At 43.6% G+C, this 20421-nt stretch carries 18 protein-coding genes; 7 read left to right on the top strand and 11 right to left on the bottom strand.

The annotated features are described in order from the left end of the window. Positions 1 to 141 precede the first annotated feature (141 nt). From groL to IM462_RS19475, 3 genes are all read right to left on the bottom strand, one after another. A complete protein-coding gene (groL, locus tag IM462_RS19485) occupies positions 142 to 1767 on the bottom strand; it encodes a chaperonin GroEL (protein WP_002755764.1) in 1626 nt (541 codons plus the stop codon). Positions 1768 to 1813: 46 nt separating this feature from the next. Next, positions 1814 to 2125 carry a co-chaperone GroES gene (gene groES, locus IM462_RS19480; protein ID WP_002737272.1) on the bottom strand — a complete coding sequence of 104 codons (312 nt, stop codon included), beginning with the start codon at positions 2123 to 2125 and terminating at the stop codon, positions 1814 to 1816. A 684-nt stretch (positions 2126 to 2809) separates the two neighbouring features. Then, complete coding sequence (locus tag IM462_RS19475; protein ID WP_287701388.1) at positions 2810 to 4078, bottom strand: DNA methyltransferase; 1269 nt, start codon at positions 4076 to 4078, stop codon at positions 2810 to 2812. Between the two features lie 180 nt (positions 4079 to 4258). Here IM462_RS19475 and IM462_RS19470 point away from each other — a divergent pair, with 180 nt between their 5' ends. From IM462_RS19470 to IM462_RS19460, 3 genes are all read left to right on the top strand, one after another. After that, positions 4259 to 5530, top strand: coding sequence for a dihydroorotase (locus tag IM462_RS19470; RefSeq protein ID WP_287701386.1), 1272 nt, complete (start codon positions 4259 to 4261; stop codon positions 5528 to 5530). Between the two features lie 84 nt (positions 5531 to 5614). Then, positions 5615 to 6781, top strand: a complete 1167-nt coding sequence (locus IM462_RS19465) for a DNA-methyltransferase (protein WP_287701384.1) — start codon at positions 5615 to 5617, stop codon at positions 6779 to 6781. A 20-nt stretch (positions 6782 to 6801) separates the two neighbouring features. Beyond that, the gene (locus IM462_RS19460; protein WP_287701382.1) at positions 6802 to 6951 is read left to right on the top strand and encodes a hypothetical protein; all 150 of its coding nucleotides are present in this window, start codon (positions 6802 to 6804) and stop codon (positions 6949 to 6951) included. A 327-nt stretch (positions 6952 to 7278) separates the two neighbouring features. On the opposite strand, the gene IM462_RS19455 is transcribed toward IM462_RS19460, so the two are convergent. Beyond that, positions 7279 to 9450, bottom strand: a complete 2172-nt coding sequence (locus IM462_RS19455) for an EF-hand domain-containing protein (RefSeq protein WP_287701380.1) — start codon at positions 9448 to 9450, stop codon at positions 7279 to 7281. Between the two features lie 295 nt (positions 9451 to 9745). Here IM462_RS19455 and lepB point away from each other — a divergent pair, with 295 nt between their 5' ends. Further along, positions 9746 to 10348 carry a signal peptidase I gene (gene lepB / locus IM462_RS19450; RefSeq protein ID WP_287701378.1) on the top strand — a complete coding sequence of 201 codons (603 nt, stop codon included), beginning with the start codon at positions 9746 to 9748 and terminating at the stop codon, positions 10346 to 10348. A 53-nt stretch (positions 10349 to 10401) separates the two neighbouring features. Here the strand turns inward: lepB and IM462_RS19445 are convergent, their stop codons facing one another. The 3 genes from IM462_RS19445 to IM462_RS19435 all read right to left on the bottom strand — a co-directional run bounded on the left by IM462_RS19445 (position 10402) and on the right by IM462_RS19435 (position 14227). Next, positions 10402 to 11373 carry a ribose-phosphate pyrophosphokinase gene (locus IM462_RS19445; protein WP_172456653.1) on the bottom strand — a complete coding sequence of 324 codons (972 nt, stop codon included), beginning with the start codon at positions 11371 to 11373 and terminating at the stop codon, positions 10402 to 10404. A 204-nt stretch (positions 11374 to 11577) separates the two neighbouring features. After that, on the bottom strand, positions 11578 to 13371 hold the full coding sequence (gene typA / locus IM462_RS19440) for a translational GTPase TypA (protein WP_002803668.1): 1794 nt from the start codon (positions 13369 to 13371) through the stop codon (positions 11578 to 11580). 151 nt (positions 13372 to 13522) lie between these two features. Continuing rightward, a complete protein-coding gene (locus tag IM462_RS19435) occupies positions 13523 to 14227 on the bottom strand; it encodes a DUF1997 domain-containing protein (protein ID WP_287701376.1) in 705 nt (234 codons plus the stop codon). 124 nt (positions 14228 to 14351) lie between these two features. Here IM462_RS19435 and IM462_RS19430 point away from each other — a divergent pair, with 124 nt between their 5' ends. Continuing rightward, on the top strand, positions 14352 to 15011 hold the full coding sequence (locus IM462_RS19430; protein ID WP_002740403.1) for an SDR family oxidoreductase: 660 nt from the start codon (positions 14352 to 14354) through the stop codon (positions 15009 to 15011). A gap of 277 nt (positions 15012 to 15288) precedes the next feature. Here IM462_RS19430 and IM462_RS19425 read toward each other — a convergent pair whose 3' ends face one another. Further along, positions 15289 to 15852 carry a Uma2 family endonuclease gene (locus tag IM462_RS19425; protein ID WP_150976256.1) on the bottom strand — a complete coding sequence of 188 codons (564 nt, stop codon included), beginning with the start codon at positions 15850 to 15852 and terminating at the stop codon, positions 15289 to 15291. Positions 15853 to 15873: 21 nt separating this feature from the next. Here IM462_RS19425 and IM462_RS19420 point away from each other — a divergent pair, with 21 nt between their 5' ends. Then, on the top strand, positions 15874 to 16074 hold the full coding sequence (locus tag IM462_RS19420) for an ATP-binding protein (protein WP_287701373.1): 201 nt from the start codon (positions 15874 to 15876) through the stop codon (positions 16072 to 16074). 59 nt (positions 16075 to 16133) lie between these two features. Here the strand turns inward: IM462_RS19420 and IM462_RS19415 are convergent, their stop codons facing one another. The 3 genes from IM462_RS19415 to IM462_RS19405 all read right to left on the bottom strand — a co-directional run bounded on the left by IM462_RS19415 (position 16134) and on the right by IM462_RS19405 (position 18532). Continuing rightward, positions 16134 to 16436: a hypothetical protein gene (locus IM462_RS19415; RefSeq protein ID WP_002801203.1), complete on the bottom strand. Its 303-nt coding sequence runs from the start codon at positions 16434 to 16436 to the stop codon at positions 16134 to 16136. 170 nt (positions 16437 to 16606) lie between these two features. Then, positions 16607 to 17299 (bottom strand): response regulator transcription factor, encoded by a 693-nt coding sequence (locus tag IM462_RS19410; RefSeq protein WP_002801205.1) that lies wholly within the window; start codon positions 17297 to 17299, stop codon positions 16607 to 16609. A 24-nt stretch (positions 17300 to 17323) separates the two neighbouring features. Beyond that, positions 17324 to 18532: an RNA-guided endonuclease InsQ/TnpB family protein gene (locus IM462_RS19405; protein ID WP_287701370.1), complete on the bottom strand. Its 1209-nt coding sequence runs from the start codon at positions 18530 to 18532 to the stop codon at positions 17324 to 17326. Between the two features lie 243 nt (positions 18533 to 18775). Here IM462_RS19405 and IM462_RS19400 point away from each other — a divergent pair, with 243 nt between their 5' ends. Then, positions 18776 to 20140, top strand: a complete 1365-nt coding sequence (locus tag IM462_RS19400) for a sensor histidine kinase (protein WP_287701368.1) — start codon at positions 18776 to 18778, stop codon at positions 20138 to 20140. The last annotated feature ends 281 nt before the right edge of the window (positions 20141 to 20421 follow it).

Genomic DNA, 20421 nt, shown 5'->3' with positions numbered 1-20421 from the left:
GAGAGAATCGTGCTTCAAAACCTTGCGTCTTCATCGGCCCGCGTCCTGTAGGGGCGAAGCATTCGGATAAAAAATCTACGGTTTCACCGATAGGTTATTGCCCGAATGCTTCGCCCGTACTTTTTCAGCAAACCCTAATTATTAATAGTCGAAGTCACCACCGCCAGCGGGAGGAGCGGATTTTTCTTTTTCCGGTTTATCCACCACAATACACTCGGTAGTTAAAACCATACCGGCGATAGAAGCGGCATTTTGTAGGGCAGAACGAGTCACTTTAGCGGGGTCAACGATACCCGCCTCAAACATATCGGAGAACTCACCGGTAGCGGCATTATAACCGACATTAAAGGGCTTCTCTTTCACCCGTTCGGCAATAACTGCACCGTTTTGGCCGGCATTTTCAGCGATCCGTTTTAAGGGGGCAGCAATGGCGCGAGAAACGATTAAAGCACCGGTTAATTCTTCATGCTGGAGGGTTTCTTTGGCCCAGGTTTCCAATTGGGGAGCCAGGTGAGCTAAAGTAGTACCACCACCGGGGACGATACCTTCTTCTACGGCTGCTTTAGTGGCGTTAATTGCGTCTTCTAGGCGCAATTTGCGGTCTTTCATTTCCGTTTCGGTAGCGGCACCGACTTTAATCACTGCCACACCCCCGGCTAATTTAGCCAGACGTTCTTGCAGTTTTTCTTTATCGTAGGAAGAATCGGTTTCCTCGATTTGACGGCGAATTTGCTCACAACGGGTTTTCACTGCCACGTCGTTTCCTTCGGCGACGATGGTGGTGGTATCTTTGTTCATAGTGATACGACGGGCCGTACCTAAGCTGTCAATTTTAGTGGTTTCCAGTTTTAAACCCGCATCTTCGCTAATGACTTGACCACCGGTTAAGACGGCGATATCTTCTAACATCGCTTTTCTGCGATCGCCAAATCCAGGAGCTTTCACCGCAGTGACGTTAAGAACACCGCGCAGACGGTTAACCACTAGGGTTGCCAAAGCTTCTTTTTCGATGTCTTCGGCGATAATTACTAGGGGTTTACCTTGACGGGCCACCTGTTCGAGAATGGGAACCAAATCCTGTACTAAACCGATTTTTTTGTCGGTAATCAGAATAGCGGGATCCTCAAAAACGCATTCCATGCGTTCGGTGTCGGTGACAAAGTAGGGAGAGATATAACCTTTGTCAAAACGCATCCCTTCGGTGATTTCTAGTTCGGTGGTCATCGATTTCCCTTCTTCTAGGGAAATTACGCCTTCTTTGCCGACTTTATCCATGGCCGAGGCGATCATTTGACCGACTTCATCATCGTTACCGGCAGAGATAGCGCCCACTTGTGCGATCGCTTTGGAATCTTCTACGGGTTTCGCGTGTTTGGCGATTTGACTGACGAGGAAATCGGCAGCTTTATCGATACCTTTTTTCAGAGAAATCGGGTTAGCACCGGCGGCGACGTTGCGTAAACCTTCTTTAACGATAGCGTGAGCGAGAACGGTGGCGGTAGTAGTACCATCACCCGCTACATCGTTGGTTTTTGAGGCGGCTTGGCGAATTAAAGCCACACCGGTGTTCTCGATATGGTCTTCCAGTTCGATTTCTTTAGCGATGGTGATGCCATCATTGACGATTTGGGGCGCGCCAAATTTCTTTTCGAGGACGACGTTACGACCTTTGGGGCCAAGGGTGACGGCCACCGCTTCGGCCAGAAGATCCATGCCTTTTTCTAAGGCGCGACGAGCATCTTCGTTGTAGATAATAGATTTAGCCATAATGTATCGTTATTCGTGCAAAATAGGGGTTTTCAAGGGTAGATGATTAGGAAACGGCGGCGAGAATGTCTTTTTCGGAGAGGAGAACGAATTCTTCGCCACCAAGTTTGATATCGGTTCCGGCATATTTGGAGTAGAGAACTTTGTCACCCACACCCACTTCCACAGGGGTGCGGCTACCGTCATCGTTGCGTTTGCCGGGGCCGACGGCCACAACTTCCCCGATTTGGGGTTTTTCTTTAGCGGCGTCGGGAAGGAAAATGCCACCGGCGGTTTTTTCTTCGCTGGGGCTAACTTTAACGAAAACTCGATCGCCTAGGGGTTTAACAGTTGTTACGTTGATGCTGACTGCAGCCATGGAATATCCTCCGTTTGTCTTATATTTGGGTAAGTGTCTTTTCCAGATTAGCACTCTTACCTTACGAGTGCTAATTTACCGAAATAGAAGGCCCCCTGACAACGGCTCGATCGGTACGGGTTCCCGAACTATGGTGTTAAGCTAGGGTTTGCGGCAAAAAGTTTGTTGGTGGGGTTAGGAGCCGGTGGTCGGGAGAATTAAGAATAAGCATTAATCGATTAAATGCTCCATTTAGGCATTTTATGCAGTTTTATGTCTATTTTTGTCATTTTTGAACTCTCAAGAATTAATTATGCAAGAACTCTATTATCAAAGCGCAAGTCCCTAAATGTTTACCCAAGCTGCAATCGCCGAACCTCAAGGGCGATCGCTATCTCAACGATCGAAGCCTGTTGTTTACATAAGTAGTCATGCAAAATTAATTTCCTAGTCGAGACAGGAGACGGGAGACGGGATAAAGCTATTAGGGATCGGATTTGAGTTTTCAGTTCTCTGTTTGCTCACCACCACAGAAGTCTGACGGAGTAGTGGCTTAGATGTGTAATTAATTGTGCTTAGATACATAGTTTTTTACACATAATATAGGGGTTCTCGTACCTGTACGGCACACTTAAAGTTTTGCTGATTAAGCTTTTCAAGATCGAGAATGTACCTTTTGTGAATGGGAAACGCTATAAACTAGACCTACCTTTTCTCTAAGATTAGTAAATATTCGGATTTCATGCCATCAGGATTTTTATTCTTGCGAGATTTGAATAATTGTCTGGTTTTAATTCTATCCTCAAAGACGGTATTAAAAATAAAGCCATTTTCCTGAAAATATTCCTGTAATATTCGCCAAGTTTCTACTTCCACTCCATCCACTTTTGGATTACCGACAAAAATGCAAGCTTTCCCAGCTTGTTTTAATTTTCTGGTGGCATTTTCTAAAGCGTTGATAGTGTGACAAAAATAGGAATCGAGTATTTTATGTAAATTCTCTTTCTCTAAACTGGATCTCACTTGATTTAAGGTTTCAGTTTCGATTAATCTGGTAGCCTGTCGGTAGGGAATTTCTAGCTTAGAGATTTTTTGCACTTCTTTTTCTGTATATCCTAACCAATATAAATCTAGTTTTGCTGTTCTGATATATTCCTGTGCTTGCAGATAGGGGGGTGAACTAATTAAACAATCTAACTCTAGATTTTGATCGATCTCAAAAGTGGCACTATCTACTCCCCCATAAAAAAGCACCTGATTATAATTGCCCCAAGTTACGGTAATATATTGATTAACGCTGGTTAAAGTTTCAAAACTCATCTCTTTAATCGTTCGTTTTAATTCCTCTTGCCAATCTCTTTGTAATAGTTCTTGTATATCTGATTTTTTGTATTTCGATTGAAATAATTTAGGTTTGGTATGTTCTGCATAGGAAAACTGTTTACTAACTTTCACTAAAACCGCTTGAATAATCTGGGAATACAAATCAGTTTCTAGATTTTTTTGACCTGCCCAAAGTTTCTGTAAAACTACTAAAATATCCTCTGGATACCAATAGTTTAAATTTGACCACTGAGGGATAAATTTATCCTTGCTGGCAAAAACTTCTAAGATTTTTTTATCTAACTCTGAGTAACTCAATGGTTCTTGGTGTTCTGTGATCTTAATCGGTATAATATGGTTTAAAAGATAATTCAGGTCAGTTAAAACCGCATTTCTTTGACAAAGTTTAGCCTCTAAACCCACCGTACCTGAACCAGCAAAAGGATCGATAATCCAATCATCCTTTTTAGTGTAATTATCAAGGCAAAATCTCACCACTTGGGGAATAAATTTGGCAGGATAATAATAGATGCCATGGGTTAGATAACTGGTGCTGGTGATTTCTGGTACTAAATCTCGAAAAGAAACTAATCGCGGGGTTCCCCGATTAAATCCTTCAAGATAATTAAAAGTAAAAAGTTCTGACTGCATGATTCGGCTATCAATTCTGCTTAGGGTGGATCGGCCAATTAAAATAAAGATTAACCGTAGTTGATCAATATTCTAACTTATCGTCCCCTAACCTAACCGAGAACTCAGCTTTTTTGCTTTTTACTTTTTACTTAACGTGATATACTGCCAGAGGAAAAAATGACGTTTTAAATAGTCTGCGTGAATAGCCAATCCTCGACAATTATAGAACAGGTTAGAGTCCTTGACCCCTTGACACAAACCGATCGCATTGCCGATGTCTGGATTGAGGAGGGGGTAATTAAAGCGATCGAATCTCAGCTTCCCCCAAGAGAAAATAGTAACTATATTTCCGGTCAAAACTGTATTTTTGCTCCCGGATTAGTCGATCTCTACAGTCATTCTGGGGAACCCGGCCACGAGGACAGAGAAACCCTCGCATCTTTGCTCAAAGCGGCCACGGCCGGAGGCTGCACCCGGGTGGCAATTCTCCCCAATACTCTCCCTCCCCTCGATCAACCCGCACTCATTAGCACATTACAGCAAAAAAGTCAAGGGTTTTTTGACTCAAAATCGGCCCGTCTGCATTTTTGGGCAAGTCTTACCCTAGGAAGACAAGGGCAAAAAATGACCGAATTAGCCGATTTAATGCCTGTAGCGGTGGGTTTTACCGATAATCGCAGTCTGGAAGATTTGGGACTGTTGCGGAACTTATTGGAATACCTAAAACCCTTCGGTAAAAATATCGCCCTTTCCCCGGTAAATCAGCAATTAAAGGGTAATGGAGTCATGCGTGAGGGAGAAACCTCGATTCGCTTCGGTTTACCCGGAGATCCTGCTATTTCCGAAACCACTGCTTTAGCCACAATTTTAGAAATCGTCGGCGAAATTAATACACCTGTTCACCTAATGCGAATTTCTACCCGTCGAGGAGTGGAATTAATTCGCGAGGCAAAAATGCGGGGATTGCCGATAACCGCTAGTGTGACGTGGTTGCATCTGCTCTTAAATACAGGATCGATCGCCAGCTATCATCCCAGTTTACACCTCGCTCCCCCCTTGGGCAACGAAAGCGATCGCAAGGCGTTAATTGCGGCAATTAAGGAGGGAATTATCGATGCAATCGCGATCGATCATCGTCCCTATACCTACGAAGAAAAAACCGTCTCTTTTGCAGAAGCACCCCCCGGCGCGATCGGGTTAGAATTAGCTTTACCGCTACTCTGGGAAAAATTAGTAATAACCGGGCAATTATCAGCTTTACAATTATGGCAAGCGCTGAGTCTCAATCCCTGTCATTGTTTACAACAAAAACCGGCATCTCTCAACCCCGGTAATCCCGCAGAAGCAATTCTTTTTCATCCCCAAGCAAGCTGGAAAGTAACGGCAAATAATCTTCACTCCCTCAGTCATAATACTTTCTGGTTAAATCAAACAATTACGGGAAAAGTGTTAGAAATGTGGAATTTTTAAAGGGTGGCCAATTTCTATCTTGAGACTCTCCTAGTTTTTTGGATAATAATCAGCTAGAATTCTAGAGAGAACTAGAGTAATGACATGGAAAAAGAACTGGTATCGGACAAGCGCGGTTATCTGCTTCGCACGGTGGCAGAAGCTAAAGAAATTGTCCTTAATTGGTTGCGGGAAATAAATTTAGTTAATGCGATTAAATTAGGTTTACCAGAAGTGGATGACAGATATCATATTTGGCGAGTTCCTTTATGTAATGAACAGAAAAAAACCGTTGGGGAAGTGGTGATCGATGCCTACACCACCGAAATTTTAGCCGATAGGACAACCCGGACTGAAATTATTATCGCTCGTCTGTTAAAACAGGATGAATCTAAATTAGAAACCCCCAAGAAAACTAAAAAAGAATATAAGCTTTCCTCTCTGAGAAATACCATCGGATTTGGTGATTGTAGCGAACTTTTGGAGGAAATGCCCGCAGAAAGTGTTGATTTAATCTTTACCTCACCACCCTATTTTAATGCTCGCCCAGAATATTCGGAATTTGAAGAATACGAAAGCTATCTATTGAAGCTGCGACAGGTGATCAGAAAATGTCATCGAGTTTTGAGTGAAGGACGTTTTTTTGTCATTAATATTTCTCCCGTGCTGTTGCGTCGCGCTTCGCGTAATCAAGCTTCTAAACGTATTGCTGTTCCCTTTGATTTGCATCGAATTTTTATTGAAGAAGGTTACGACTTTATTGATGATATTATTTGGCTAAAACCAGAGGGAGCAGGGTGGGCAACTGGTAGAGGGCGCAGATTTGCCGCCGATCGAAACCCTCTCCAATACAAAACCGTGCCGGTGACTGAATACGTTTTAGTCTATCGTAAACACACGGATTTACTCATCGATTGGCATATTCGTAATCATCCCGATCAAGAAGTAGTAAAAGTCTCAAAAATTGCCGATGGTTATGAACGCACTAATGTTTGGAAGATTAACCCAGTCACTAACTCAAAACATCCCGCCGCTTTTCCCGTAGAATTGGCAGAAAAAGTGATTAATTATTACTCTTTTAAAGGTGATGTGGTTTTAGATCCCTTTGCTGGTTCAGGAACCGTGGGACTAGCGGCCGCTTCTTTAGATAGACGTTTTGTTTTATTCGAGAGTAATTTTAATTATATTGAAATGATACGAAAGCTAATTACTGAAGGTAATCAGACTGATTTAGACTCAATTATTTGGCTTAATTGTCCGTTAGAACACTAACAATAAGCAAAATAAACACCATGACAGCCAGTAAAAGTCACGCTTATTTTACTCCCAAAGACTATCTAGAAATAGAGAAAATTAGCCCCATTAAACCTGAATATATACAATGGCAAATCTTGGCAATGGCTGGGACAAGTAAAGCCCATGTTATCATCACAGGTAAGTAGGTAGGCGTTAAAAATTATCAGATGCTCCCCTTATTAAGGGGGATCCCCCCGCCTATCGGCACCCCCCTTATCAAGGGGGGCAGGGGGGATCGAACCTAAAATCCATTTTTAATTTAATTATAACCAGCTACTTAATCTTTCAGCCCAACTAATTAACCGTAACCTTTGAGGGGGGAACAGAAGCACTGTATTGGCTAAAAAAAGAAAAAGCTCCCACCATCAAGGTGACAGCTAACTTGATTCTCTATTTGCACTGAATACAATTTAATTTGCTATCAGAATCCTAATGTCTTGGAATTCATGACCGACGCAATAGTTGCCGACAGTTTATTTATGGAATTGGTGGAGTAGATCGCGAAATTCCGGAAAACTAATCTGATTATCGCGACTTGTATCGGCCTGTTGTAACATAGCTTCGATTTCCTTGTCTGTCACCCCCGGTTCGATCGCCTGAAGACAAGCTTTTAACTCCTCAAGACTAATTTGTCCCGAACCATCGCTATCGAATAGCTGGAATCTTTCCAATAAAATTTTTTCCTGTTGATCACGATCGCTCTCACTACTAAAAGATAGACGATCGAAGACCTGAAAAGCGCGGGCGATATTTTGCCATAATTGATGGGCCAAAGGACGATGGAGAATCGTTTCCTCCTCCTGACCAGTAACTCCGTACTGGCGACGCAAAGACTCGACAGTTCCCGTTTCCGCGGCCGGCAATTCCGTCAATAAATGCTCGATCGCCTCCCTGGAACTCTTACCGGTTAACACTTCCAGCAATTCCGATCCCACCTTGCGATCGGGGTCTTTTTTCCAAGTCACCAAGAGACTTTCCAACAAAGCATCGCGATAACTCTGCAAACGTAACCAATCCTCGCGACTATACTGCTTTTCCGGATCGAGAAGTTCGGCCGATTCCACACCCAACTCTGTTAGAATTGCCTGATGTTCTGCCTCGGTAATCGTCAACTCTAGGCGCATTTGTTGCAGGATTTCGAGGCTGTGGCCGAAGTCAATATATCCCTCCTCCAAAGCCTCTTTTAACACGGCTTTATAGGCTTTTAAACGCTTCTGGTGGGTGAAATCCGGCAGTATCTTGGCCAATACATACACCTCATCCGCCTGCAAAGCTTCCAGCGATCGCCCATCGAGATATTTAGCCGTATCGAGACCCAGTTTACCCAACTGTTTACGCAATCTTCCCGCTAGTCCTTCCCGTTGGTAAAGACCCGGATTCCTTGTCCAAGTGCGATATAACCATAAACTACTCAAAACAGCCAGTAAAATACTAGCGAAATAATGCCAAAATTTTGGCAAAAGATTAATAAAAGGACGACCACCGAAAATAAAGAAGAAATTGAAAATCAGAAAAGTTCCGACAGTAAAGACTCGATGACGGATAATTTCCGTAGTTAAAGGCGACTTTTTACGGATTCTATAGACTTTATAGGCATTTTCAACTTTTTTACCGAGAAAGTAACCCAAAAAAGTGCAGATTGCCAAAGTTAAGGGAACAGCTACCAACTTCGGAATCGCAATTGCCTGACCGGCAAGATAAAAACCCGGTTTAAGGAGGGATTCTAGTTGATTTTCGTCGTGCGCCCAAGCTCCAGAGAAATAATAGTCCCAATTGCCAGCATAAAGGTAATAATAGATAAAATAGCCAAAAACTAAACCAAAATAACCGTAATAAAGCCATTGGCGATCGCTGTTATTAATCCCATCCCAATAGGATCTTTCCGCATCGATATCGATACAGGGACTTTGACAGGCAACACAGGCACTTTGTTCGCTACCATCTTCATGGACAATACGACACATGGATTGAGTAATGCCACCGCGACTGTCTTCGTGAGCGGTACTATTTAGTAAACCCCTCGGTTCACCGTAAATCCTTTGAACCGGACTCATGGGACAGAAATAATTACACCAAGATTTGCCCCCATACCAATAACCCACAAAGATCGCCGCTAGAATAGTAAAGATTAAAAAGCTACCCAAGACTAAGCGATCGGAATTATAAAAGAGAATCCGTCCGCATAAACCCAAAAATAACAGACTGAATTGTAGATAGAGATAATTCCGAGCTAACCAAGAGTTTTTCGGCACTTTATAGATTTCAGAGCGGACTTTTCCCGATTTATCGGTCTGTTTTTTCTGACGCTGTTTACCCAAAGCGCGTGGTATTTGAGAAAGAAAGGATAAAGGACAGATACGCCGCCAGAGTTCGTGACCGAATACTAATAGGATAAAAATGCCACTAGGAACCACTATTCCCCAAAAAATCGGCGCACCTAACTGATAGGAGGATTGGGGTAGGCAAACTCCCTGGACTTTAATGCACAGATCGGGATCAACTCTCAGGGGACTAGCAAGATTGTTAGTATCGGTTAATTTTGCCGAAATCGGGTCAAAAAACAGAGAAAATATCAGAATTAACCAAGCGATGGTCACAACCCATCGCAGATAGTGCATCGAGCGTTCGGGAATTTGTGCAAACATAGACCTAAGTAGTGATGTAGAAGCGACTTTTAAGGGAGATAGGTGTCTAATTGTTGAATTCTAACGCTTTTCCTTTAATAGCGGCGAAAAACTCTCTTTTTTGATAGACTAATCTTACCTTTTTCTACCCCCCGAGGAAATTCCCCTTCCAGCAGCAGAATGCGGCCTTGACAAATTAACAGTGATCCAGTAGATGTAGGGAGATTGTCTTAAAATATTATCTACGCTGCTACTATCACTAAACTAGAACATTAAAGAGCGCATTAGCTTAATCCTTCTCAAAAGTTAAAATTCTATGGCTGAAAGCTTGAACCATAAATCCGAAAAACCTTCTCCCCCTCCCGTACCCCAAGAAAATCCTTGGCTAGAAGCAGTTAAAACCATTGTCACGGCTGGAATTTTGGCCTTTGGCATCCGCACTTTTGTGGCTGAGGCCCGTTATATTCCCTCTTCTTCCATGGAACCGACTCTCCAGATTAATGATCGCCTAATTATCGAAAAAGTTAGCTATCATTTTCAGAAGCCAGAACGGGGTGATATAGTGGTTTTTAGTCCGACAGCCGCTCTAAAAGCTCAAAATTTTCAGGATGCTTTTATTAAACGGGTGATTGGACTGCCGGGGGATAAGGTGCAAGTCAAAAACGGTTTAGTTTACGTCAACGGTAAAGTTTTAGCGGAAAAGTATATCGCCGAAGAACCTAATTATACTTACGGACCGGTGACAGTTCCCCCCGATCAATATTTGGTTTTGGGCGATAATCGCAATAATAGTTATGATTCCCACGCTTGGGGCTTCGTTCCTCGGGAAAACTTAATCGGTCGCGCCGTGGTGCGTTTTTGGCCCTTCAATCGTCTGGGAGGACTTGACAACCCCGACGCTGCCACAAATCAGAATTAATGTCAAGAAAATAAATATAAAAATTCCCCCTAGTTTTAGGGGGATTCGGCCATCTATTTGAACATATTACTCACGGAATTGTCCTCATGGATGCGCCATATGGCCTCACCCAGAATCGGGGCAACCGGCAAGACTTTCAGTTGCGGGAAAAAATGTTCTTGGGGGACGGGAATCGTGTTAGTAACGATCACTTCCTCGACTATACCACTGGATAAACGCTCGATCGCAGGACCAGAAAAAACCGGATGGGTGGCACAAGCATAAACCTGTCGCGCCCCCTTGGCTTTCAGTAACTGCGCCCCTTGAGCGATCGTACCAGCCGTATCGATCATATCATCGACTAAAACCGCCGTTTTATCCTTAACATCGCCGATCAAGTTCATCACTTCCGCCACATTATGGGTTTGCCGGCGTTTATCAATAATTGCTAGGGGAGCATCACTGAGTTTTTTGGCAAAAGCCCGCGCCCTAGCCACCCCACCCACATCGGGAGAAACCACGACGATATCGGGTAATTGTTTACTGAGAAGATAGTCCACCACCACCGGGGAACCGTAAACGTGATCGAAGGGAATATCGAAATAACCTTGAATTTGGGACGAATGCAAATCCATGGCCAACACGCGACTTGCCCCCGCTTCCGTGATCAGATTAGCCACCAGTTTAGCGGCGATCGATTCCCGGCCGGCGGTTTTGCGATCGGCGCGAGCATAACCATAATAGGGAATTACGGCGGTAATTTGTCGGGCAGAAGCACGACGACAGGCATCAATCATGATCAACAATTCCATCAAGTGATCGTTGACGGGATTGCAACAGGGTTGAATTAAATAGACATCGCAGCCCCGGATCGATTCCTGAATCTGGATGTACAATTCACCATCGGCGAAACGTTTACGAATCATCGGACCCACATCCATGCCCAGATAACGGGCCACCTCTTGGGCAAGAGATACATTAGCGGATCCCGAAAAGAGACGAAGACGATTGCTGTCCGACGCGGCGGGAAACATCGGATGTCGCATCAAAGTAGCAGAATAGCTCACAGCAGATTCTTTACCCTCAAACTCAAGGCACTTTTTTCTATCATCTCAGTTTTGTTGAAAATCTGAGTGGATTTCTTTGTTAGATCTCAATCTTAACCAATTACCGATCATCTTCGAGCCATTGCGGCCTCTTTTAGCGGCAATGGCCATGGCCAAATTGCCGCCAGATTTTGTCAAAACCGATTAACGTTTGGCTAACTTTTTCACCGGTAATTTACGCAGACGGATCGATTTCGGGGTAATTTCTACCAACTCATCCGGTCCAATGTATTCGAGGGCGCGTTCGAGACTCATATCCACGGGGGATTGTAACTGAACCAATTCATCCCCGGTGGCGGAACGATGGTTAGTTAACTGTTTAGTTTTGCAGATATTGATCTCCACGTCCTGGGGCCGGTTGCTTTCGCCGATAATCATGTTTTTATACACTCTTGTCCCAGGAGTAATAAAGAATACCCCCCGGTCCTCGGCGTTTTTGAGGGCGTAGAAAGTGGCCACTCCTTCCTCAAAGGCAGTAATCACGCCATTGTAACGGGTGGCTAATTCCCCGGAGAAAGGACGATATTCGAGGAAACTATGGTTCATAATCCCCTCACCGCGACTCAGACGGATAAATTCGCCCCGGAAACCGATTAAACCCCGGGCCGGAATCACGAATTCCAATTGAGTACGGCCATTGCTGCCCGTCTGCATATCCTGCATTTCCCCTTTCCGTTGGCCGAGACGTTCGATACTGGAACCCACCGCTTCTTCGGGTACATCTAAAACGAGGTATTCGTAGGGTTCGCAGGGTTGACCGTTAATTTCCCGATAGATAACCTGCGGCTGCGATACTTGGAATTCGTAGCCTTCCCGACGCATGGTTTCGATGAGAATGCCTAAATGCAGTTCTCCCCGGCCCGAAACCAGGAATTTCTCGGCGGAATCACTTTCTTCCACCCGTAGGGCGACGTTAGTTTCTAATTCTCGCATCAGACGATCGCGAATTTGCCGCGAGGTGACAAAAGTGCCTTCCTGACCGGCAAAGGGAGAATCGTTCACCGAGAAGGTCATTTGTAGGGTCGGTTCATCGACTTTAATTAGGGGTAAAGCTTGCGGGTCATCGGCTAAAGTTACGGTTTCTCCGATGTTAGCGTCGGCAAAACCAGCCACAGCAACGATATTACCGGCGCTGGCCTCGTTTAGTTCCACCCGTTTGAGGCCCTCAAAACCAAGAAGTTTTGTTATTTTACCCTTGACAACCGCGCCCGTATCCTTTACTAAAGCTGCCTGTTGACCAGCTTTAATTACGCCGTTATGGATGCGGCCGATAACGATGCGTCCTAAGTATTCCGAGTAATCGAGGGTGGTTACTTGCAGCTGTAGGGGTTTGTTAACGTCCCCGGCCGGTGGTGGAACGTGGTGTAAAATCGCCTCAAACAGGGGCTGCATATCTTTGTCTTCGTCTTCGAGGCTTTCTTTGGCGAATCCTTGCATCCCGGAAGCGAACAGAGTAGTAAAATCACATTGGTCGTCATCGGCGCCCAGTTCCACAAACAGATCGAAAACTTTGTCCACGGCTAGGTTAGGATCCACGTTAGGGCGATCGATTTTATTAACCACGACAATCGGTCTTAATCCCTTTTCTAGGGCTTTTTTCAGCACAAAACGCGTCTGGGGCATCGGCCCCTCGTTAGCATCGACAATCAGGATACAACCGTCCACCATACCTAAAACCCGTTCCACTTCGCCACCAAAGTCGGCGTGACCGGGAGTATCGACGATGTTAATCAGGGTGTTTTGGTAACGAACGGCGGTGTTTTTGGCCAGAATGGTGATACCGCGTTCTCTTTCGAGGTCATTGGAATCCATGACGCAGGTGGGTACATCTTCCCCTTCTCGAAAGATTCCCGACTGTTTGAGGAGTGCATCGACGAGGGTGGTTTTCCCGTGGTCAACGTGAGCAATGATAGCAACGTTACGGATAGGCAGAGACATAAAATATTGAAGTAGTCTTAGGTTTATTTTTACAAGTAAACATTTCTTAAAATTCTAGCTTAGACTGACCAGCACCGTTAGCAAATCTTTATTTTTCCTTGGTTTCCCATCAGCAAGCTCTACTTATTACTGTTGACAGACTCCCCAAACCCTAAGCAAGCAACCCACCCTCGGATGAGTCGAGACGATAGAAAAGACGACTGGAGGCAGGGGGTAGGGGTAAATTGAAGCTAGAGTGAAAATCCTCTTGAACTTTGTAGGTTAAGCGAGGGGAAACTTGGCGAACAATTTGTGTCAACAGTTTATCACCGGTTTTTTGGAGAATGGAACGGGGAATTTTATGAATAAACTTGGGAAACTTAACCATAACATCCATACGCAGTTCCCAGGTGACTTGGGTGATAACCGCCGGAATATCCCGTCCCTGTTGTCGAAAAATTGCCTCAATTTCCCGACTAGGAGAAGATAGCGGCATTTCCTCTAGTTTCATAATTGCCTGATAATCCACTAGATAGCCCAAAAACGGTTGATCGGGAATGGGAACACTACGAGTATGATAGACTCCATTGACGGGCAGCTCCAGAACCACAGCGATTTTCGGCTCCAGTTCATAGCCAAAAGCTCCATATTTACCGATGGTGATAATATAACCATTGTCACCGAAGGGCAGAGTTTTCATCGGTTCGGCACAACGACAAAACCAACCTTCGTGAGCGCCCAGATAATCGGCAACCTTGTCCTGATTGCTATACATATCCATAGATCCGGCAAAATGGGTTTGAAAACCGAGAAATTGATTGTCTTCTTTGACTTCTACAGATTCGCGAGCTAGGGAGTTAATGGGGGGACACTGCATGACTTATAAACCTGGCAAATGATAGTGTTAGAAAAATTTGGGGATTAACCGCCAAAGGATCGGGGAAATTTGTAGAATTGAGATTAGTGTAACGTATTGTTAAAAACTATTTGGTCAAGAAGCGATGAAAGCATTTGTAGCAGGAGCCACGGGGGAAACGGGACGGAGAATCGTTGCCCAATTAGTCGAACGTCAGATTCCCGTGCGTGCTTTGGTGAGAAACCCAGAGAAAGCGGCAGAAATTTTGCCAGCAGGGGTGGAAATCGTCGTCGGAGATGTTCAACAGGCCGATAAGTTAGAGGCACTCATCGCTGATTGTAGCGTTTTGCTATGCGCCACGGGAGCCAGACCGAGTTTTAATCCCACGGAACCTTTGTTAGTGGACTACTTGGGAACTAAAAATCTCATCGATGCCGCCAAAAAGAAAGGAATCGAACATTTTGTTCTCGTTACTTCCCTCTGTGTATCGAACTTTTTCCATCCCCTCAATCTCTTTTGGTTAATTTTATTCTGGAAAAAACAAGCGGAGGACTATTTAATCAATAGTGGCTTAACCTACACGATTGTGCGCCCCGGCGGCCTTAAAAACGAGGATAATCTTAATGCCATTAAAATGTCATCCGCCGATACCCTTTCTGAGGGCAATATTCCCCGCACAAAAGTGGCCTCGGTTTGCGTAGAATCCTTATTTTATCCCGCCGCTAACAATAAAATTCTCGAAATTGTTGCCCCCTCAGACGCACCCAATCTCGATTGGACCCAATTGTTTCAAAGTGTCGGCTAAACAGTGAACAGTAATCAGTTATCAGTAATCAGTGATCAGTAATCAGTGAACTGATAACTCAAATCTGGAAACTAAAAACTCATATCTGATAACTCATATCTGATAACTGATAAGTAGGTATGCGTTAAAAATTATCAGATGCCCCCCTTATTAAGGGGGATCCCCCCGCCTATCGGCACCCCCCTTATCAAGGGGGGCAGGGGGGATCGAACCTAAAATCCATTTTTAATTTAATTATAACCAGCTACTTAACTGATAACTGGTAACTGATAATCCGTTAACCTCTTAACCAGTCAAATAATTGACCGAGGGTGATTTGAAAATTCGTAGCAAAAGCGGGGACGGGTAAAAGAGCATTTTCTGATTCAAAAATAGCGATAGTTCGATCACTAAAATAAACAAAGATAATTTCTTCTTCAGGGTCGATTAACCAACCCATTTGAGTGCCGTGATCCAGACAATAAAGAATATTTTTAACAACTTTAGTCTGATTTTGATCGGGAGAGAGAATTTCAATTAACCAGTCAGGAGCGATCGCAAAAGTATTTAATACTTTTCCCTCGCCATCGCGGGGAATATTTTCCCAGAGAAAAACTGAAACATCAGGAACTAGAGAACGACTGCCAAAAGTACAACGCAATTCAGGATAGGCACGGGCAATTCGTTGGGGTTTTAGACTGGCGTTAATAGCTGGAACTAAATCACCTTGAATAGTGCTATGTTTACCTTGGGGCATCGGTTTAGGAATAATTTGACCGTCAATAAATTCCTTGCGGGGTTTAGTTTCTGGTAATTGCAGAAATTCCCTTAGTGTCAGGGAATTATTAACAGTGACAACCATAAAATTTTTTTATTGATCGCTATGATCGTTAATTTTATCGCAATTTCTCCAAGCAGAGAAGATCAAAAACAGTTATATAAAAATGTCCGTCACATCGCTGGGACAGGGTTGGGTTTGGTGGTGGTGCAGAAATGCGTGGAACTACACGGCAGCTCGATCGAAATTGCTATTATCCCCAGTAATGGAACCACTGTCACGATTCTATTACCGAAACTGGCCTGAAAATCAATAAATCGGAGCGAGAATCATTCTCAATCAGGGGAAAACTTCCGGGGAAGAAATTAGGAAACACCACCCAGACGGGCATATTCTAAAATTGACTGGCTAAGAGCATCGCGATCATCGCGGCTGAGATAATAATTCCGGCCGCCGATATCATTGAGAAATCGCAGTAGGGCAAGACAAGCGGACTCTAGATCCGCTCTGCGTCGGGCAGCGGCTAAAGCTTGTTCAGAGGTGGCATAAACTAGGCAATCGCTAATTCCTTCCCTGCCATCCACTCGCCAACATTGAAAAGAATAACCCTGCATTTCTAGGATCAATTCAATCTGCCAGCCGTGATAGTCAAATCGCGTATAAATCATCTCAAGCAGCCCCGTTTAGGAGAGGAAAGTCACAGGTTTGACCGCTCTGATTGTCTAGAAGTCCTGCACCTGTCTAACTTTCTAATTTAATGGATGATTATGGAAACCCTCTGCAAACTTCGTGCAGATTTCGTGCAGAAATGATTTTGTCTACTGTCCCAAGGCAGATATTACTTTAAACGATAACCGAGACCGTGAACGGTTTCAATAAAGTCTTCCGGCGCACCGAGGGATTTTAGCTTGTGACGAAGACCGCGAATATGGGAAGTAACGGTTTCCTCGGCCGGAGAATCGTCCAAAGACCAAACTCGCTCAATAATACCCGATCGACTTAAGACCCGGCGCCCATGGGTAACAAGTAATTCTAAGAGAGCGAATTCCTTGGGGGTGAGGGAAAGAAATTGACCGTTATAACTGGCCTCGTGGGTACTGGGATTTAACTGCAAACCCCCCCAAGATAATAAAACACTGCTGGTGCTGCTGCCGCGTCGGATCAAGGCCCGAATCCGCGCCATTAATTCGCCCAAATCGAAGGGTTTAGTGACATAATCATCGGCCCCTGCGTCTAATCCGTCGATTTTATCGATTACCGTATCCCTTGCGGTTAATAATAAAACGGGAACGGTGGCATTAGCAGAGACGGGATGATGGGATTCCGCTCGTCGCAGACGTTGACAGAGCAAAGTTCCGCTTAATTTGGGCAGGGTGACATCGAGAACTAAAAGGTCATATTTGCCTAATTCTAGCCAATTCCAGCCTTCTTCTCCGTCTCTAGCCACATCGACAACGTATTGTCGCTCGCTCAATGCCTCTCGCAAAATCTCGGCTAGTTGCATATCATCTTCTACTACTAAAATTCGCATGGTCTAGACTTGACACTCCCGCCGTCAAGCTGACGCTGTGACGGGGGATTCTTGATTTACAGAAACCCGCTTTTCGGTACAAGTACCAACGAGTCTTACAGTTTCTCCCCAAGCTTGAAATTCCGACTGTCCATCGGTATTTGTTGACAGTATTCTCATACCTTCTTCCCTTACATTCTTGGCGGCGTTTTCATCTCTATCGTGCTGCGTCTTACATTCTGGACAAATCCATTCACGAATACTGAGAGTCAATAAATCATTTTTAAATCCACAGCAAGAACAGAGTTTTGTACTCGGATAAAACCTGTCAACTTCTACAAGTTTTCCTCCCTCTCTTTTTAGCTTGTAGTCCAAGAAATTAAGCAACATACCAAAACCAGCGTCATGTATTGATTTGGCTAATTTAGTCCTTGCTAACCCTTTAATATTCAGATTCTCGGCTACAACGATTTGGTTTTCATCGCATAACTTTCTGGAGAGTTCATGAAGAAAATCCTGTCTAGTATTTGCTATCTTTTCGTGAACCTTGGCTACCTCCTTAATGGCTTTTTGGCGATTATTAGACCCCTTGGCTTTACGAGACAATGCTTGTTGTCTCCGCTTTAAACGTTTAGCATATTTTCTGGTAGGTTTGATTGGGTCAATCTTGTAGGTTGTTTCACCATCAAAAACCGTAACTAAAGAAGATAAACCTAGGTCTATCCCTGATATTTTTAGTTTTTCAATGGTTGTTGAGTCATCCATCTCAAACAAGATGGCAGCAAAATATTTATCTGTACTGGTTTTAGAAACAGTTACGGATTTAATCTTACCATTTATTACTTGAGAAATCTTAGCTTTTACAACCCCTAATTTAGGTAGCTTAATTCCCTTATTTCTAATTGAACAACTTTCAGGATAACGGATTGATTGTTTTTTGTGCTTACTTTTAAATTTAGGGAATTTTGTTCTTTTTGAGAAGAAGTTCTTAAAAGCAGATTCTAAGTTTTTCAATGATTGCTGCAAGGTAGCGGCAGTAGCCTCAGCTAACCATTCAAAATCCAGTTGTTTCTTGAGTTGGGTAAGGTCTTTTGCCATGTCACAGTAGGTCATTCCTTTACCAGTCTCTAGGTACTGATTGTTAGTTTTATTTAAGTAGTAATTCCAAACAAAACGGACGCAACCAAAGTTTTTAGCTAAGGCTAGTTCCTGTTTTTTGTTTGGGTATATTCTCACTTTTAAAACATTTAACATCAGCCTGACCCCATCTGTGTTATCTTTCCACTATAACACTTACCGCTTAAATATGTCAAGCTCATACATACCTTGAGAATCAAGCCTTTCCTTATTAGGAAACGCTGTCGCGTTAGTTTAGATTCTGGGGGCAATTCATCTCCCGTTAATTTCTGGTATATTTTTAATTAAGGAGAAATTTAACGGGAGTCCTCTTGCTCCATTTAGATAGAGTAAGCTGGAAATAGCGTCGGTTTGCTGCTGATGAATTGGCTCAAACAAGGAAAATGGATCGCGGGAGGTTTCGGGCTAACTGTCTTATTGATGGGAACTATTAGCCTAGTTTCCTATCGCAATACCCTCGCCCTGCGTCAGCGCGCTGCTGAGGTGGAAGTTACCTACGAGATCATCGATAATCTCAGTAATCTTTACGCTAACATGGCGGTGGCCGAATCGGGAAGACGGGGTTATATCAAAACTGGCAGCCCCAGTGAATTAGGCCGTCATCGTCGGGCGATCGCTTTGATGCAATCTAACTGGCAACTCCTGGCTAAACAATTAGAAAACGGCACGGATTTCGAGCGGGAAATGGTGACTCAGATCGGGGATTTAATGTATCGGCGAATTGCTCTATTTAATCAATCGATCGCCACCTATAAATCCGATCAATCCGATGATATTTCTCAAGATGCAATCACGGTTAAAAGTGTCGATATCCGGGATAAGTTTCAAAATCTTCTTACCTATTTACAAGCTAGTCAGAAAAGGAATTTAAGAAGTAGCATCGCTAGTTCTAGGGATAGTATTCGCGAAAATTCTCTGTTGGTTTTATTGGGAACTTTTACTAGCTTTGGGATTATTTGCGGAGTTTATTTTTTAGTTTTTTGGCAAGAGAAACGGCGACAAAAAAGTGAGAAAATTCACCAATTATTACTACAAGAAAAAGAAATCTCTGATCTAAAGATTCAGCTTTTTTCCATGATATCCCATGAGTTCCGAACACCTTTAACCGTGATTCTTTCCGCCTCGCAGTTATTAGAAAATGGTTTAAAAGATGCAGATCAGTCGAGCAGAAAAAACCTATATAGAATCCAGTCTTCTGTCAAACTAATGAATCAATTCTTAACAGATATTTTAATTTTAACAAGGGCAGAATCTGGAAATCTAAGTTGTCGGCTAGAGCCGCTCGATATTGAAGCTTTTTGTTTAAATTTAGTCGAGGATTTTCAATTTATCAATAAAAATAATACGCCGATTAAATTTGTCAGTCAGGGATTGATGATCCGTCCCTATCTAGATGAGAAACTGCTCTACTCGATTTTAAGTAATTTACTCTTAAATGCGATTAAATATTCCCCCACAGGAGCAGGGATTAGTTTGATTTTGGGGAAAGATAGCGATCGCATTGTTTTTCAAGTCTGGGATCACGGTATCGGCATTGCCGAGGAAGATAGAGGTAAGATCTATGAACCCTTTTATCGGGGTCAGAATGTGGAAAATATTATCGGCACGGGATTGGGGTTAGCAGTGGTTAAAAAATGCGTCGAACTCCACCGTGGCGAAATCGCCCTAGATAGCCAAGTGGATAAGGGAACAAGCTTTACCGTCAAACTGCCCATTTCACCCTAGTTCCAGCTTGAGCGGCCAAAAGATTACAAAATGTAACTTTCTTTCTTCCGAAACAGGACGAAAGCAACGAAGAATTTTTAAGTAAGTAGTTATAATTAAATTGAAGATAGATTTTGCCTCTCCCCCCTGCCCCCCTTGATCTATCCCTTATAGGGATCTTTCTTAACAATTTTTTCAGTAAGCACTCCAACCCTTATCCTGACTTGATTTCAGTTTTTTCCTTGTCAGTAAGGGTGTCAACAAGGAATATTACAGATTGTTAACCGAGTCTTGAAAGCCTT

Origin of the sequence: Microcystis sp. M144S2, assembly GCF_020246065.1 — a bacterium.
GTDB classification, from domain to species: Bacteria; Cyanobacteriota; Cyanobacteriia; order Cyanobacteriales; family Microcystaceae; genus Microcystis; species Microcystis ichthyoblabe_A.
This window is presented reverse-complemented; position numbering and strand designations above follow the sequence as displayed.